This window comes from Globicatella sanguinis NBRC 15551, assembly GCF_001552295.1.
GTDB classification, from domain to species: Bacteria; Bacillota; Bacilli; order Lactobacillales; family Aerococcaceae; genus Globicatella; species Globicatella sanguinis.
On record NZ_BCQX01000050.1, the window covers coordinates 1 to 15668 of the forward strand.

Annotated in this window: 13 protein-coding genes and 1 riboswitch; of the genes, 11 read left to right on the plus strand and 2 right to left on the minus strand. The window is 35.9% G+C overall.

Annotation, left to right across the window (positions count from 1 at the left end; genetic code table 11):
* Nucleotides 1–106 precede the first annotated feature (106 nt).
* The 10 genes from GSA01S_RS05625 (at nt 107) to GSA01S_RS05670 (ending at nt 11736) form a co-directional block, all read left to right on the plus strand.
* On the plus strand, nt 107–856 hold the full coding sequence (locus GSA01S_RS05625; RefSeq protein WP_066125674.1) for a class I SAM-dependent methyltransferase: 750 nt from the start codon (nt 107–109) through the stop codon (nt 854–856).
* A 270-nt stretch (nt 857–1126) separates the two neighbouring features.
* The gene (locus GSA01S_RS05630; protein WP_066125677.1) at nt 1127–1519 is read left to right on the plus strand and encodes an HIT family protein; all 393 of its coding nucleotides are present in this window, start codon (nt 1127–1129) and stop codon (nt 1517–1519) included.
* A 399-nt stretch (nt 1520–1918) separates the two neighbouring features.
* Nucleotides 1919–2734 (plus strand): DNA methyltransferase family protein, encoded by an 816-nt coding sequence (locus GSA01S_RS05635; RefSeq protein ID WP_373276903.1) that lies wholly within the window; start codon nt 1919–1921, stop codon nt 2732–2734.
* Nucleotides 2715–7016: an Eco57I restriction-modification methylase domain-containing protein gene (locus tag GSA01S_RS05640; protein WP_066125681.1), complete on the plus strand. Its 4302-nt coding sequence runs from the start codon at nt 2715–2717 to the stop codon at nt 7014–7016. The genes GSA01S_RS05635 and GSA01S_RS05640 overlap by 20 nt, the downstream gene beginning before the upstream one ends.
* Nucleotides 7017–7105: 89 nt before the next feature.
* Entirely contained in the window at nt 7106–7831 is a 726-nt protein-coding gene (locus tag GSA01S_RS05645) for a hypothetical protein (protein ID WP_066125683.1), read from the plus strand.
* Between the two features lie 55 nt (nt 7832–7886).
* Entirely contained in the window at nt 7887–9458 is a 1572-nt protein-coding gene (locus tag GSA01S_RS05650; RefSeq protein WP_169792679.1) for an ABC transporter transmembrane domain-containing protein, read from the plus strand.
* A 39-nt stretch (nt 9459–9497) separates the two neighbouring features.
* Nucleotides 9498–9692 (plus strand): HIT family protein, encoded by a 195-nt coding sequence (locus GSA01S_RS05655; protein WP_066125687.1) that lies wholly within the window; start codon nt 9498–9500, stop codon nt 9690–9692.
* Nucleotides 9693–9940: 248 nt separating this feature from the next.
* Nucleotides 9941–10459, plus strand: coding sequence for an SWIM zinc finger family protein (locus GSA01S_RS05660; RefSeq protein WP_066125690.1), 519 nt, complete (start codon nt 9941–9943; stop codon nt 10457–10459).
* A 507-nt stretch (nt 10460–10966) separates the two neighbouring features.
* Nucleotides 10967–11200: an AAA family ATPase gene (locus tag GSA01S_RS05665; RefSeq protein ID WP_066125692.1), complete on the plus strand. Its 234-nt coding sequence runs from the start codon at nt 10967–10969 to the stop codon at nt 11198–11200.
* Between the two features lie 113 nt (nt 11201–11313).
* Complete coding sequence (locus tag GSA01S_RS05670; protein ID WP_066125695.1) at nt 11314–11736, plus strand: GNAT family N-acetyltransferase; 423 nt, start codon at nt 11314–11316, stop codon at nt 11734–11736.
* A 278-nt stretch (nt 11737–12014) separates the two neighbouring features.
* Here the strand turns inward: GSA01S_RS05670 and GSA01S_RS05675 are convergent, their stop codons facing one another.
* Both GSA01S_RS05675 and ndk read right to left on the minus strand, forming a co-directional pair.
* Nucleotides 12015–12332, minus strand: a complete 318-nt coding sequence (locus GSA01S_RS05675) for a hypothetical protein (RefSeq protein ID WP_066125697.1) — start codon at nt 12330–12332, stop codon at nt 12015–12017.
* Between the two features lie 71 nt (nt 12333–12403).
* Nucleotides 12404–12501: riboswitch (SAM riboswitch) on the minus strand.
* Nucleotides 12502–12669: 168 nt separating this feature from the next.
* Nucleotides 12670–13071 carry a nucleoside-diphosphate kinase gene (gene ndk, locus GSA01S_RS05680; RefSeq protein WP_066125699.1) on the minus strand — a complete coding sequence of 134 codons (402 nt, stop codon included), beginning with the start codon at nt 13069–13071 and terminating at the stop codon, nt 12670–12672.
* A 1100-nt stretch (nt 13072–14171) separates the two neighbouring features.
* On the opposite strand from ndk, the gene GSA01S_RS05685 reads away from it, so the two are divergent.
* Nucleotides 14172–15536: an FAD-dependent oxidoreductase gene (locus GSA01S_RS05685; protein WP_066125701.1), complete on the plus strand. Its 1365-nt coding sequence runs from the start codon at nt 14172–14174 to the stop codon at nt 15534–15536.
* The last annotated feature ends 132 nt before the right edge of the window (nt 15537–15668 follow it).

The following is a 15668-nucleotide window of genomic DNA, read 5'->3' on the forward strand; positions in this document are numbered from 1 at the left end:
AATTTGACACTATCTGAAAAGAGGCATTAATTGTATTAAAAAAGGTACTATGCTAAAGTGGAGTAAACTATTGAAATAACAACTTTGTTAAGAGGGAGGAAACTTTATGCAAGAAAATCAAACATTTTACTATGAGACGCAAAAGATGTTACAAGCAGCATATCGGGAACTTTCGGTAGAAGATTATCAATCGACCGTTCATACCATGTTAGAGCGACTATCTGACCGACCCGCTACTGCCTTGGAGTTAGGTTGTGGGGTGGGCTTGGCTGCCATTTCTTTGAGTGATTTGGATGTTGAGGTGACAGCTATTGACTTTGAGCCTACGGTGCACCAAATTGCGCTCGAGAATCAAGCGAAGTATGCAGCGCAGGTCAATTTTTTAAGGGAAGATTTTTATCAATTTGATGCCCAGTCGCAATTCGATTTAGTCTATTATTTAGATGGGTTTGGTATTGGCGCGGATGCGGATCAGTTGAAGTTATTAAAACGGATTAAAGAATGGCTGAAACCAGACGGAAAAGCATATATTGAAGTCTATAATCCGAATCATTGGCGGAAAGCAGATGGTGTCACATTACCTTTAATCGAGGATGTCTCACATCATTATTACTATGATGAGGCTGCGCATGAAATGATTGATATCTGGAAGAGGGAAGGCACGGATGAAAAGTACACTCAACGGTTGAAATGTTACTTACCAGAAGACTTCGAGCGAATGGCTAATGAAGCAGGATTCGAAGTCCTATCGCTATATCCAGAAGGAAGAATGGATTATCAGGCAATGCAGTACCATCCACAAGCGTCATTGTCAGATTGTCTATCATATTGCGCTGTAATCGTCCCAAATAATTAATTTGAACGTTAAAAATAAAAGTCTCTTGTAACAAGGGGGATAGAGCCTTTTAGAAATTAGGGAGTGGGCCAGAAGTAGAAAATTAAATAAATTTTCGCTTCGTTCTACATTTGCACTTATAAATCTCGAATCGAAAAAGCGATAAATCGATGATTCATGCAAGGAGAGCTTAATGAATGTGAAGCGCAGGTCTTACTACTAGCTGTTAGGAAAAATGTGTCAGACAAGCAATAAAAATTTCAGTATCTATACTTATGAGGAGCAAGTAGTATGTGTATGTTTTGTGATATAGTCAAGCGTCAGCAAGTAGCTTATGTTGTGGATGAGACGGAAAAAACGATGACGATTCTGGATATTGAACCGGCCAATGAAGGGCATGTACTGATAATCCCTAAGATTCATGTCGATTCTATTGTCAATCTTCCTGACGCCTATGTGCAAGAAATTACCAGCGTGACTCGAAGAATAATTAAAGCCTTCACGACGGTATATCATGCATCAGGTTATGGCATAATGCAGAATGGTGGAGCAAACTGTGACTTTGGTCATTTTCATCTCCATGTTTTCCCAAGGTATGAAGATGACAGCTATGATTGGCTTTACCCAGAAGGTATCAAAGAAGTATCAGAAGCTGTTGTCGCAAAATTGAAAGATGCTTTGTAAATAGATAAGAGACTGTCATTATGCGCATTAACGTTGGTCATATTAAGTTGTCTCATTTAGTTATTAGCGATAATATATAGTTTAGAGGAAGCGAACTTACACTTATGTTTTAAAACTGAGTGTAGAGGATGCTTCTTTTTATATTCGAAAAATATAGTTTAGATAGAGAAAGCACCAATATCGTTTTGATACAAAAAGGCCGTGATTTTCTCTATGACTCAAGTAACGATAGTACAATGTTGAAATTAGGAAGGTGCATGGCTAAAATGAATATACAAAATTTTGTCAATCAAACTTTGTATATTCAATAAGTATTCGCCTGTTCATTAGGCAGTTGAGTGCTTAGTGATGGTGTAAAAGCTTACAAGATATGCTAGAATATAGATTAATGAAAGTTTGATGATTGATGTTGAACTGAAAATAATTCATGACGTGGGAGAGAAATGCTTGATGGATAGTAATGAAGTAATTATCAAAAGTAAAAAACGAGTTCAAAAGCACGGAGAAGTTTTCACTCCCAAGCGTATTGTTAAAATGATGCTCGATCAACCAGGAATTAAGGAAGCTTGTGAATCTCTAACTGCCACCTTCTTGGAGCCATCAGCTGGAGAAGGAGCTTTCTTAACGGAAATACTCAAAAGAAAGCTTGAAATAGTGAAAGAAGACTATAATGAAAATCTGAAAGAATACGAAATTTACTCGTTGCTTGCTTTGACAACACTATATGGGATAGAGCTTTTGGAGGATAATGCCCAACGGTGTGTAATGAATATGTATAATGTCTATATTGATTATTATCGAGAAGCCGCAGAGGGACACCAAAGACAAGTTCGCGATAAGATTTTTCGAGCTGCTCAATATATCATTTCCAAAAATATTGTTCAAGGGAATTTTTTGACAAAGCAACAAGTGAATGGTGATCCGATAATCTTTACTGAATGGAAACTTTTAAAGATGCGACCTCATCAGAAGAAGATAAAAATTCAAAGAACAGAATATAGTTTGGAAGAAATTGCCGAGAAAATTGAGCATGAACCTGGCTACATCCATGGAAGTTTGTTGCCTGAAGAAGATAAACAGTTAAGTTTATTCGATTTATTTGAAGAAGAGAAATTTGATGATTCACAAGAAAAAAACTATCGTTACTTGCCTTGTCGAATTGAAGATGTCTATTTAGAAGAAGTGGAGGAAATCGATGAATCGAACACAAATTAAACCATTTGAAGAGCTTAATCTAAAAATTTATGGGTATACATTACCCCAAGTTCCTGACCATGACGGTTATATTAAAATTGGCGAGACTTCACGCGAAGTAGAAGCACGGATTCAGGAACAAGTGGGAACCGCTGGCCTAATACCAGATATTAAATTCCATCGTGTAGCTCAAAGAAAAGATGGACAATGGTTCCATGATAGTGACCTTCACCGATATCTGACATCACGTGGTGTCCGTCGCCATAATTTTGGTACTAGTGCTAATGAATGGTTCTACTTTAATGGGCAGATTGAAAGAGCGGAGACTTTAACGGACGAGTTTATTCAATCAGGCGCTAGTAAGCAACAAGTAACCATTGAACCGATGGATTATGAGCTTCGCAGTGAACAGGCTGAAGCTGTTGAAGAAACATTGACTTACTATCGACAGGTAGGCAATGAACGAGAATTCTTGTGGAATGCTAAACCTCGTTTTGGTAAGACGTTAACAACTTATGATTTGATGTTGCAGTTAGGAGCTGTTAATACACTCATTGTTACTAATCGTCCAGCAATTGCGAACTCTTGGTATGAGGACTTTCATAAATTCATTAGCCATAAAGAACCTAATATGAAGTTCGTTTCCGAAACGGATGCTTTAAAAGGTAAAGGTATGACACGGGATGAATTTGTCGAGTTTGCAGTTTCAGAAGAGGCTGAGGACGCTAAACAAGTGACGTTTATTTCATTACAAGACTTGAAAGGGGCTCGTTTTGCAGGAGGGCCTCATAAAAAGTTAGACTGGGTAGCTCAAATATCTTGGGATCTTTTAGTAATTGATGAAGCACATGAAGGGGTAGATACACGCAAGACAGATCGAGCATTCGATAAAATTAATCGTGATTTCACGCTTCATTTATCTGGAACACCTTTTAAGGCAATTGCGAATGAGAAGTTTGCAGTGGATCAGATTTATAACTGGTCCTATCTTGATGAGCAACAAGCTAAGGCGAACTGGGATCCGACACTTGATACCAATCCTTATGAAAAATTACCAACCTTAAGTCTTTTTACTTATCAGATGAGTAGTCTCGTCCAAGAACGACTACAAAAAGGTGCGAATCTAGAAGAAGATGGCAATATGGATTATGCATTTGACTTGAATGAGTTCTTCGCAACGAAAGACAATGGACGTTTTGAGTATGAGGCGAGTGTCGTTAAGTTTTTGGATAATTTGTCGCAAGGTAAGATGCCTTTTTCACCGACGGAGTACCGTCATCAATTAGACCACACATTTTGGCTTCTACCGAGAGTCGCAGCAGCCAAGGCTCTTGAAGCGTTATTGAAAAAACATCCGGTCTTCAAAGATTACCAAATCATCTTAGCTGCTGGGGATGGAGAAAGCCTGATTGATAGTGAAAGTGAGTTAGAACAAAGTCAAGAAATTAAGAAAAATCAAAGATCATATGATAAAGTCAAAGCAGCGATTGCTAAATATCCTAAGACGATTACCTTATCTGTTGGACAACTTACGACGGGAGTAACGATTCCCGAGTGGACAGCTGTATTGATGTTGTCAAATATTAAGTCACCTGCGCTGTATTTTCAAGCCGCATTTAGAGCGCAGAATCCTTATGAGTACGAAAAGGATGGTCAACTCTTCCGTAAAGAGAATGCTTATATTTTTGACTTTGCGCCAGAGCGCACGCTGATTCTCTTTGATGAATTTGCTAACAACCTAACACCTGGTCAATCGGAGACGACGAAGCGACGTCATGACCAGATTAAAACATTATTGAATTTTTTCCCAGTGATTGCAGAAGATAATCAAGGTGAGATGAAAGAGCTCAATGCCGAGGAAGTGCTAACCATTCCGCGTCAAATTAAAGCGCATGAAGTGGTTCGCCAAGGCTTCATGTCTAACTTGCTCTTCAATAACATTGTAGGGATTTTTGGTGCACCAAAAGAATTGGTTGGAATTCTTAATAAGATTAAGCCAGAAGAAAATAAGAAGCATGCGAAAGAAACACGGCCAATTGATTTACAGAATCCAATGCTGAATGATCATGGTGAAGTTGAAATCCCTGAAGAAATCGTGATTAACCGAACTCGAGATATCTTTGGCGATAAAGTTTTTCAAGTCGAAGACAAGCCTGAATCTGTAACGGTGACGGACTTAACTAATCGCTTCATGGATAGTATTAAAGATGACTTCGATGAATTAAAAGATCAATTTGACTTGAATACAACCCAGACAAATCGTGTTCAAGATAATGTCCGACGAAATATCAAAGATGTGGTTGAGCAAGAAGTGGACTACTTTACAACCCAGACAACTTATATTCAAAAAGACTATAATGAAGCACTTGTAGATCCTAAGAATACCAAAACTATGGTGGAACTTGATGAAGAACGACAAGCTAAAGAAAGAGAACTTCGCCAAGAGTTCCAACAAAATATTCAAAGACGCACTCAAGAAACTTTGGAGAAAACAGTTGAGACGGAATATAAGAAAGTTGAAGAACGCAAGAAAAATCAAACTGAACAAGATACCCGCGTTCATTTACGTGGATTCACTCGGACGATTCCGGCCTTCCTCATGGCTTATGGCGACCGCGATACAAGGCTAAATAATTTTGAACAAAACATTGACCCAAATACTTTCTTGGAAATCACCTCAATTACGATTGAAGAATTTAAGAAATTACGGGATGGATTCAAGTATATAGACGATGAGGGTCAAGAACGTGAATTTAAAGGCTTCTTTGATGAAACCGTCTTTAATGCGAGTATTCGAGAATTCTTTGATAAAAAAGACGAGTTAGCGGATTACTTTGATGAGAAATTATCTGAAGATATTTTTGATTATATTCCGGATCAACAGACCAATCAGATATATACGCCACGAGGTGTCGTTAAATTGATGGTAGACAAGTTAGAAGAAGAGAACCCTGGAATCTTTGAAAATAAAAATATGAAGTTTGCGGATTTATATACGAAAAGTGGACTCTATCTAACTGAATTAGTAAAACGACTGAATGAAGGATTAGCTGGTCAAATTCCTGATCAAGCAGAGCGGATTAAGTGGATCTTAGAAAATCAGGTCTATGGGGTGGCACCAAGTAATATTATTTATAATATTGCTAAAAATTATGTCTATGGCATTCATGGAGATATTGATACCCGTAACTTGGTTCAATGGAATATGGCAAAATCCGCTCAAGAAGGAACGATGGAAGAAGATTTAATCAAAGCCTATGGAGGTGAAAAAGTGAAGTTTGATGTGATTGTAGGGAATCCGCCGTATAGCGAAGAGGATGGTGGAGCTCAGGCAAGCTCTACGCCTTTGTACAACTCTTTTATTGAAGAAAGTATCAAGCTAAATCCTGATTTGATGAGCTATATCATTCCAACAAGGTGGTATGTCGGAGGAAAAGGGCTGGATAAGTTTAGAAGCATTATGCTAAATAATAAACATATCTCGCAACTTCATGATTTTTTAAATCCAAATGAAGTTTTTCCAAATACAAATATACGTGGAGGCGTATGTTTCTTTGTATGGAATCAAAAATATGATGCTGAGAAGAATAAGACTCGAGTTGTGACTTATAAACATCAACGTGTCATAAATGATGTTATACGTCCTCTTAAATTAGGCGATTTAAATTTATTTATTCGAGATAATTTTGCGCCTGGCATATTAGAAAAGCTTACAAGTGATTTAAAGTTCGATGATTTTTCAAGTTACGTATCTCCCCGTAAGCCGTTTGGATTACCAACAAACTTTAATAAAAGTAAAGCTTATAAAGAATTGCCAGATGATTTAGTAAATCCAATTGTTTGTTATAGCAAAGGTTTCAAAAAAGGGTATATCGAGATAGAAAATATATCAACTAGAAACGATTGGATTAAAGAGTGGAAAATTTTAACATCAAGAGCTAATAATGTAGGAACCGAATTGCCAGATGATAACGTTAATACACTTATAGCAGAGCCCAATTCTGTATGCACAGAGTCTTATGTTGTAATTGGTGGGGGGAAAAACTTAGATGAAATAGCATGCGAACATATTGTTAAATATATTAAAACTAAATTTTTCAGATATCTTCATGGTCTTGCAAAAGCAAGTCATGATGCCACTTCAAAAACTTATCAGTTCATTCCTATTCAAAATTTCACTTCCAATTCCGATATTGATTGGTCAAAATCCATTCCGGAAATTGATCAACAACTATATGCAAAATATGGGTTAAGTGAAGAAGAAATTCAGTTTATTGAAGAGAACGTTCAACCAATGGAATAAAAAAGTATAAACAAAGTGGTTAGAAACCCTGATGATTTTCATTTGATTTCGCACTATATACACACTCATTTAGAGGAGACTACAAGCGTATGAATATTACAAAGCACAAAAACGTGTACCAAATAGAGGAATGCGGAAAGAGACTGGCTACAATCAAGACCTATCGCAATCAACATCATTTGAGGAATTGTTATATTCAATTTGATTTGAATGGTAATGAAAAGATTAGCGATGCGTCGATTTTACAGACGATTGCAGTCGAAATGAAGTGTCCTCTACAAGCAATGATAGCTTCTTCTGAAATTCAGAAAGCTAATTTCCTAAAGGGACAGGGCTTTAAAAAGGTGAGAGTATGTCATGAAGTAGAAGTCGAAAAGAATGACTTAGCTGCAATCGAATCTTTTCAACAAATGACGATATTCAAAGCAAGTCGTGGTGATGCTGACTATCTAGCTTGTTGTGAGATGCTCTTTAAATATTATAAAGCAGCTCACGAGTCGATTAACCCTTTAACTTCCCCATTTGAAGATTTTATAGCGTTAATACCTGATGAAGTTCTCTATGTAAAGAACAATGATGAAATCCAACACGCTGCATTCGTAGAAGATGAAGAAATTGCTTATGTCAGTTCGATTGATGAAAAGACATTTGTACGGTTTGCATTAACAGTTGTGAATATGCTCTTTGAGGTTTATCCGTCGATTAATTTTGAAGCAGATAATACGGATTGGGCAACGATGGCCTTAAAAAATCTGTTCGATGTTGAGAATACGGAGACTTTTGATACATGGATCTATGAGAGCAGTGGGAATTAAATTTAACTTATTCGAATTAATCAAACAATCAAAAAGCATTACAAAGGATACAAAAATGCGAAAAATTTTATTTATTTTAGTTTTAGTCTGTATTACAGCAGTATCAACATTAAATGTACTGTTCAGTTATCAGATTCAATTCATTATTGATGCGCTGACACATCAAAATCAGACCGCATTTATGAATAATATTTTATGGATGATGTTGATTATGGTCTTATTATTAGTCATTGAATATTTTAGACAATATTTTAATACGCGATATCTTAATCAGGTTGGCTTATCGATTCACAAGACAATTATTACTAAGCTTTATAATCTTAATTTTTTGGATTATAAAAGTAAATCCAGTGGTGAGTACCTCTCCATTTTGAACAATGACATCGATAAAATTAAGACTTTTCATTATGATGCGATTATTTCTTTGTACCAAGGAGTTATCACATTTATTATTGCTTGTATGGCGTTGTTCTCGTTAGATCCATTAACAGCGGGATTAATTATTATTGTATCGATTTTTCCGATTTTGATTCCTTATGTGTTCAAACATCAAACGCGTAAGAACAAAAACCAACTTTCTAAAAATCAATCCATCTATAATACTTATTTGAAGGATTTTGTAACAGGTCTTTTAGATATTAAAAACTTTAGAACATCAAATATTTTTGCGGATAAAGTGAATGAAAAATATGATGAGGTTAATCAAGCTGATCAAAAAGGTGTAAAACTTACGGCGCTGATTAATGTATTGATAGGCTTATTTTTCTATGGGTGTGTGGTCTGCATTTTATTGGTAGGAGGACGACAAGTCTTAAATGGCTCGATTACCGTTGGGGCACTGGCTTCGATTATTGCTTTGTCTAATGAACTTGAAATGCCAGTCAATTTGATTGCGGATAATTTATCAAGCATCCACTCTGTCAAAGACATTAAACAAAAGTACGATGCACAGGGTGAACGTGCAACTGACGATGCTCCAACAACTACTCATATAGAGTCGTTGCAGCAGATTGATATTCAAAATCTCGCATATTCGATTAACCATCAAAAGATTTTTGAAGATTTTAATTATCAATTTGAACGAGGGATGAAGTACCTGATTGTCGGCAGTAGTGGTAAAGGAAAATCTACTTTAGCTTATTTGATTACAAAAAATCTTGATCCGGACCAAGGAACCATTCTATACAATCATATGGATCGTCAGCAAGTCAGTTACCAAGAAGTTCAAGACCATATCGGCTTAATATCACAACATTCGATTATTTTTGCGGATACAGTATTAAATAATTTACACTTATATCGGGATTTACCGGTTGAATTGACTCAACAATTGTTAGAACAATTTGGTTTGGATGAGAGGTTTAATGATTGGGACGAGTTGATTATTGAAGACGGCAATCTTTCTGGCGGTCAGAAGCAACGTATGATAATCATTCGAGCCCTCTTGCAAAATAAGAAATTTATCATTTTGGATGAATCATTATCAGCCTTAGATAAAGAGAATTACCATCGAATCGAAAATTATTTGCTTGATCAAGTTGATATTTGCTTGATTAATATTACACACAGAGATTCGAGCAATCTTAGTAAATATGACCAAGTGCTGGATTTGGATCAGTTGATCTAATGCTAAAATATAGTAAGCCACACTCTTCCTGACGCTTATATGCAAGAAATTACCAGCGTAACTCGAAGAATGATTAAAGCCTTCACGACGGTATATGATGCATCAGGTTATGGCATAATGCAAAATGGTGGAGCAAACTGTGACTTTGGTCATTTTCATTCAAATAACCTTTATCAAATTTTCACTTATGTAAAAAACCGTGAATATCAATTTGGTGAGGTTGTGAAATATTAGTAAAGGGAAAAGAATTGAGTTTAAGAAGTCGATGATGGATTGCGTTTGGTAAATAGGGTGGTACCTATACGCATAGAGAGTAATCTTACTATGTGGATAGGGGGAAATACGAAAATCCATTCCTTGAAATGAACAGAAAAACGCATCTATCTCGAGTCGATTTGTGTCCAATGGTGAAGGATTTTGTAGAAAGAATGAGCTTTTTTAACAAGAAAAATTAATAATATTTGAAAAATTGAGGTGGATATATGAGTATTTGGGAAGAGTTGAAACTCGTTCATTTGGCAAGTAATGCGTCTTTTCATAGAGGAATTTCCTACCATCAAAATAAGGCTGTTTTAAATGGAACTTGTTGTGGCGAGGGTATCTATAAAGGGGAAGTTAAAGGCTCTAATGAAAATGTGTATCATGTTTCAATTGATATTAATCATCCCAGAAAGTCAAAATGTAATTGCCCGTTTGCTAATGGGAGAAGAGTGGTTTGTAAGCATATGGTAGCATTATACTTCTACTATTTTCCTAAACAAGCGGATGCCATTATCGCAGAGATAGAAGAAGAGAAAAAAGCAAAAGAAGATGCATACAATGAATGGGAAAAGGAATATCAAAAAGAGCGACAAAAAGAGCTTAAAGAAATTACAGCTTATGTAAATAGTCTTAGTGTTGAACAGGTCAGAGAAAAATTAATCGAAGCCCTTTTAAATGAATTTGATCGTGATTTCCCGGATTATGAAGATGATTATGATTACGATGACTATTATTATTAATAAATAGTGTAAGTATTTAAAAAGTGCAAATAATGGGCAATACCGTAGATAGAAAGAATAAGCGTTGATAATCAAAGGATTTTAACTTCGTCTGCCTACCTTGGCGCATTTGAGTAGGATTTAAATATATTCGAAGAATGTAACTTAAGGACACGTAATCACCGAACAGTTAATTAATTAGAAGATAAGCTGGGACCAAAACTATTCAGTTTTTTCCCAGCTTTTTTTCGAGCACTTCAATATTTTAATTGTATGATAAAGATCTTATTTTTAGAAAATAATACTTCACCAATCGATAATTCTCATTCTATTAGGATACTAAAATAGTTTGAGAGAAAATTTAAAATGAGAGTTATGTCACAATCATCTACTTCTCTGATAGCGATATGTTAATAAAAAATCATATATACCTCCTTTAGGGAGATGAAGTTTGGGGTTATGTTTAAATAACCCCCCTTATGGTGATATAATTGTTGTGAAATAAAAATATACCACGGGAGAAAAATAATGATAATCAGAGAACGAGAACTTAACTGGTTAAAAGAATGGAAGAATAAAGATTTCATAAAAGTCATTACAGGTGTTAGAAGGTCTGGAAAGTCTACCATTATGTTTCAATATAAGGATTGGCTAATAGAAAATGGAGTAACTGAAGAACAGATTATTTATTTGAATTTTGAAAATCTAGATACTTTAAAATTTCAAGATAGTGTAGCGCTTCATTTACAAGCTGTCAGCTAGGGAAACCGCGGTATTAATACCTAGGAGGAATTAGCGAAATAGCTTATTTGTAATCCATATATAGTACCAGTCTAAAGCCAGTAAATTAGTACCACAGAAAGTAGGAATTGAAGATGATTAGAGGGTTTAAATTAGAAGATCTTGATCAAGTGATGAAAATTTGGCTTGATAGCAATCTTGAGTCACATCACTTTATAAATCGCGAATATTGGATAGCTAATGCACCAATGGTTAAAGAACAACTGTTAGGTGCTGAAATCTATGTTTATGAATATGAGAATAAAATTGTAGGCTTCGTTGGGTTGCAAGATAATTATCTTACGGGGATTTTTGTAGATAAGAGTATGCGTTCTAAAGGCATTGGCAAGCAATTACTAGATTATGTAAAAGGGCTTCGTCAAGAATTGCTGCTTACGGTATATCATGAAAATGAGAGTGCCGTAAAATTCTATAAACGTGAAGGATTAACGACTATCTCACAGGAGATGGATGAAGTCACCAATAATCTGGAACTTTTAATGCAGTATAAAGCTTAAGATTTTACGGATTAACCGGTATAGAACATAATCAGACTTATGGGCATCTCGAGGTTAGATAAAATAAAAAATTCAAGATAATACCGTAAACAGAGAGCAAACAAACGAAGCAAAATTCAATCGATTTTCTACTGTTTGCCACTGCTTAAGATAATGGAATTGTATCTGGCTAAACAACAAAAGCTATGTCTCTACAAAAAATATTTCAACACAAAAAGAGAGTCTAAGTGGCATGCTCAATAGCGTTGCACTTAAACCCTCTTTCTTGATGAGTCGGATTATGGCTGAATGGATTTATGCTGAGAGTCAGTATAAATATAATCGAATAACAGATTTACAATCGTTTCGTATTCTTCATAGCTAAAAGATTCTTTGAAATGATCGTAATCATTGATACTGCCATTGCCAATACAACAGGTACAGCAACGACCAAGATGAGCCCCATTATGCGGTGGGCGCGTATTGACTAGAAATACCCAATCATGTTCAGTAACATCACCACTCTGACTTCTTCGAAATCTTAAATGTGGCATAATATCAAACTTTTTGATTCCTTTAATAAACTCGTCAAAACTACTCTTCATTTCTGGTAACAAACGAACCACTCCTAGTTATTTATTCAATTAAAAAAGCACAACGAGATTCGTCGTGCCAAATAACTGGGTTCGACTCATCTATCTCTTTCGAGTTGGATTTAGCACCTTGCCAATGGTAGGTTGCTGAAGCGTCATGGGGCCAATTCCCTCTGCTTGCTCTGGATAAGTTGTGATTTTTAATTGTATATTGATATTATCATTTATTAAGCGATATTTCAATGTTTATTTTTTACGTTAGATGAAAGTCGTTTTAAATTGGCTAAATAATAAACTTCAACGCAGTTACTTCGATAGCGACGTAGAACAGACTATTGTTGCGTTTGAACGTCGCTTATTATCAGTTAAAAAATCGGTTAATTTCTACTTTAGCTGTTTCAGGCGAGTCTGATCCATGAATCAGATTATAAGTGACATCCGTTGCATAGTCTCCACGAATCGTACCGGGTGCCGCTTCAAAGACATTCGTTGGTCCCATCATGGCTCTCATGCCTTGAATTACTTCTTCCCCTTCTACCACCATGCCAAAGACAGGGCCTGATAACATAAACTGTTCGAGCCTAGGATAAAAAGGTTTGTCGATCAGATGAGCATAATGTTCGGCAATAATCGATGTGTCAAGGGTCATTAATTTGGCTTGTACCATACGGTATCCTTTCTTTTCAATCCGCGAAATCACTTCTCCCATCAAGCCGCGCTTCAAGCAGTCTGGTTTTAACATGATGTATGTTTGTTGACTCATGATTTAATCACTCTCCTAAACCTTATTTTCATTATTATACCAAGAAAGTGATGATAATGCCTTTGATATGGTGCTAGCATATTCATTTATGATGCCAGGTTATGTCACGTGTGTGCCTTTATCAAAATTTAGAACAGCTGTGTACTGAGATATGATTATGGCAACACGATTTCTAACGCCATGACGATGGATTGCGTGCAATAAGACGTCAGCAATTGCTTGATACCAAAATCGTTAGTAGGTGCTGGTTAACTCCCCATAGTATTTTAGTTTTGAGTTTCGAAAAAATAGTTTTAATAAAACAACGGGAAATATTGTGAATTAGAAAACCAATAATACATTAAATAGTATTCGATTTTTGAGGACGTTTTTTAGTTATTATTCAGGTTGCTTGTGAAACGAATTTAAAATTACAAGTAAAATGGATCATTTTATTCTGGTTATTTTCATTCACAAGCCCGTGTCTCATTTTGAGACACATTTTGCTTAATTATTAAGAATATATAAAGTTTAGCGAAGTATTTTTCTAAAATTTATGAAAATGAAAATAACATTCAAAAAAGGCTGTTTTTGTGTCTCAAAATGAGACATACTGAAAATTTATGAAAACAAAAAATGCATCATTTTGTCATTTTTATTAGTTTTGTTGTGTTTGGAATGCTTACATTGTTCAATTAGCTTTCTGATGAAAATATTTTACATCGTTTTGAAAAATGAAACTTTGTGAAAAAGCCATCCTTTGGATGGTTAGATAACGAAAGGAAATTGGACAAAACTTCAACAGTGACGTTGGTAATATCTGATTAATTGATAATCGAAATAGTTGACTGGCGTCAGACGGAGTCGAAAGATTAGTTGATACCAACCAAATTGTGTACAGCATCAAAAGCATAACTCATTTTATTTGCTACTTCATCTCAATCCCACTTGTTAAGTATTAAATATATTTTTTTGAAATTTCAATCATCAGAAATGTCTTGTACTAACAAACTAAAAAAATTCATATATAAGTCTTTTTAGATGCAAGTTTTTTTGATGAGTGTTAAGATGAATATGTTACCGGTTTAAAATGGTTATAATAAACGAGAGGAGACTTTTTTATGAAGTACGTAGTAGTTGGAACATCGCATTTTGGATTTGAAGCGGTACAGACTATCTTGAAGCAAGAACCGAGTGCAGAGATTCATTTATATGAAGCAGGTGACCACGCGTCCTTTATGTCTTGTGGTGCTCAGTCTTATCTTCAAGGTATTGCTCAAGCATTAGACGAATTGCATTTTGCAACCAACCAATCTTATGCTGATCAAGGAATTCATATGCATTATTCAACAGCAGTAGTGGGGATTAATCCTGAGGCTAAAACAATTCAAATTAAGGATAGTGAAGGTGAGAAGGAAGAAAGCTATGATAAGCTCCTACTCAGCCCTGGTGGCTTTGCACCTGTTCCTAAATTTGAAGGGTACGATTTAGAAAATGTTCATACTTTCCGTGGGCGTGAAGATGCAGGAACCGTTAAAGAACGAATGAAATCTAGTAAAAAAGCAGTCGTCATTGGGGCAGGCTATATTGGTGTTGAAGTGGCGACGGCCTACACAGAAGCAGGAATCGAAACAGTTTTACTAGATGGTCTAGAACATATTTTACCAACTTATGTTGATCCGGAATTAGCGACTGTATTAGAAAATCATGCCAAAGAAAAAGGCTTGACTTTCAAAGGTCAAGAAAAAGTTGAGAAATTAATCGGTGAAGACGGCAAAGTAACCGGCGTTGTAACGGATAAAGGAGAATATGAGGCTGATACCGTTGTTATTGCAGTAGGAGTTAAACCAGATACCGAATGGTTAAAAGGAATTGTCGATATCGATGATCGTGGATTTGTAGAAATCGATGAATTCATGCGCACTTCTGTAACAGACATTTATGCGGGTGGGGATGCAACTAAAATTATGTATGCACCGACCGGCAAGAAAACTAATATCGCTTTAGCAACGAATGCTCGTCGTCAAGGAATTGTGGCGGCTTTACATGCTTTAGGAAAAGAATCATTAGTGAAGATGATGCCTGTATCAGGTACTTCTGCTTTACATGTTTTCGATTATACGGTTGTTACAACAGGTTTAGGGCATGTGAGTGCGGATAGTTATGATGGTAAGATTGCTTCAGCTTATTGTGAAGAAAAAGTTTATCCAGACTTTATGCGTCGACCAGGTACGGTTCATATGAAGATTTACTTTGATGAAGACACGCATGTGATTTTAGGCGCACAATTTGTTTCTATTCATGACGTTGCGGATTCCATCAACGCGTTATCCATCGCGATTAATGCTAAATGGACGTTAGAACAATTAGCAATGGTAGACTTCTTCTATCAACCAAATTATGACCGTCCATGGCATTATGTACAAGTGCTTGCTCATCAAGCTTTAGGAAATCAATTTGGTGGGGCAGACAAGATTTTATTCTAATTCAAACGAATTAATTTCTGCACTCTATTGTGGAAATGAGGCTGGGCAAAAACTTTTTAAATTCTGTTCAGCCATATCTATTTAATTCAAAGCGCAGTGGTTGAGTGGTCTCAAATGGCGTCTAAACGACTT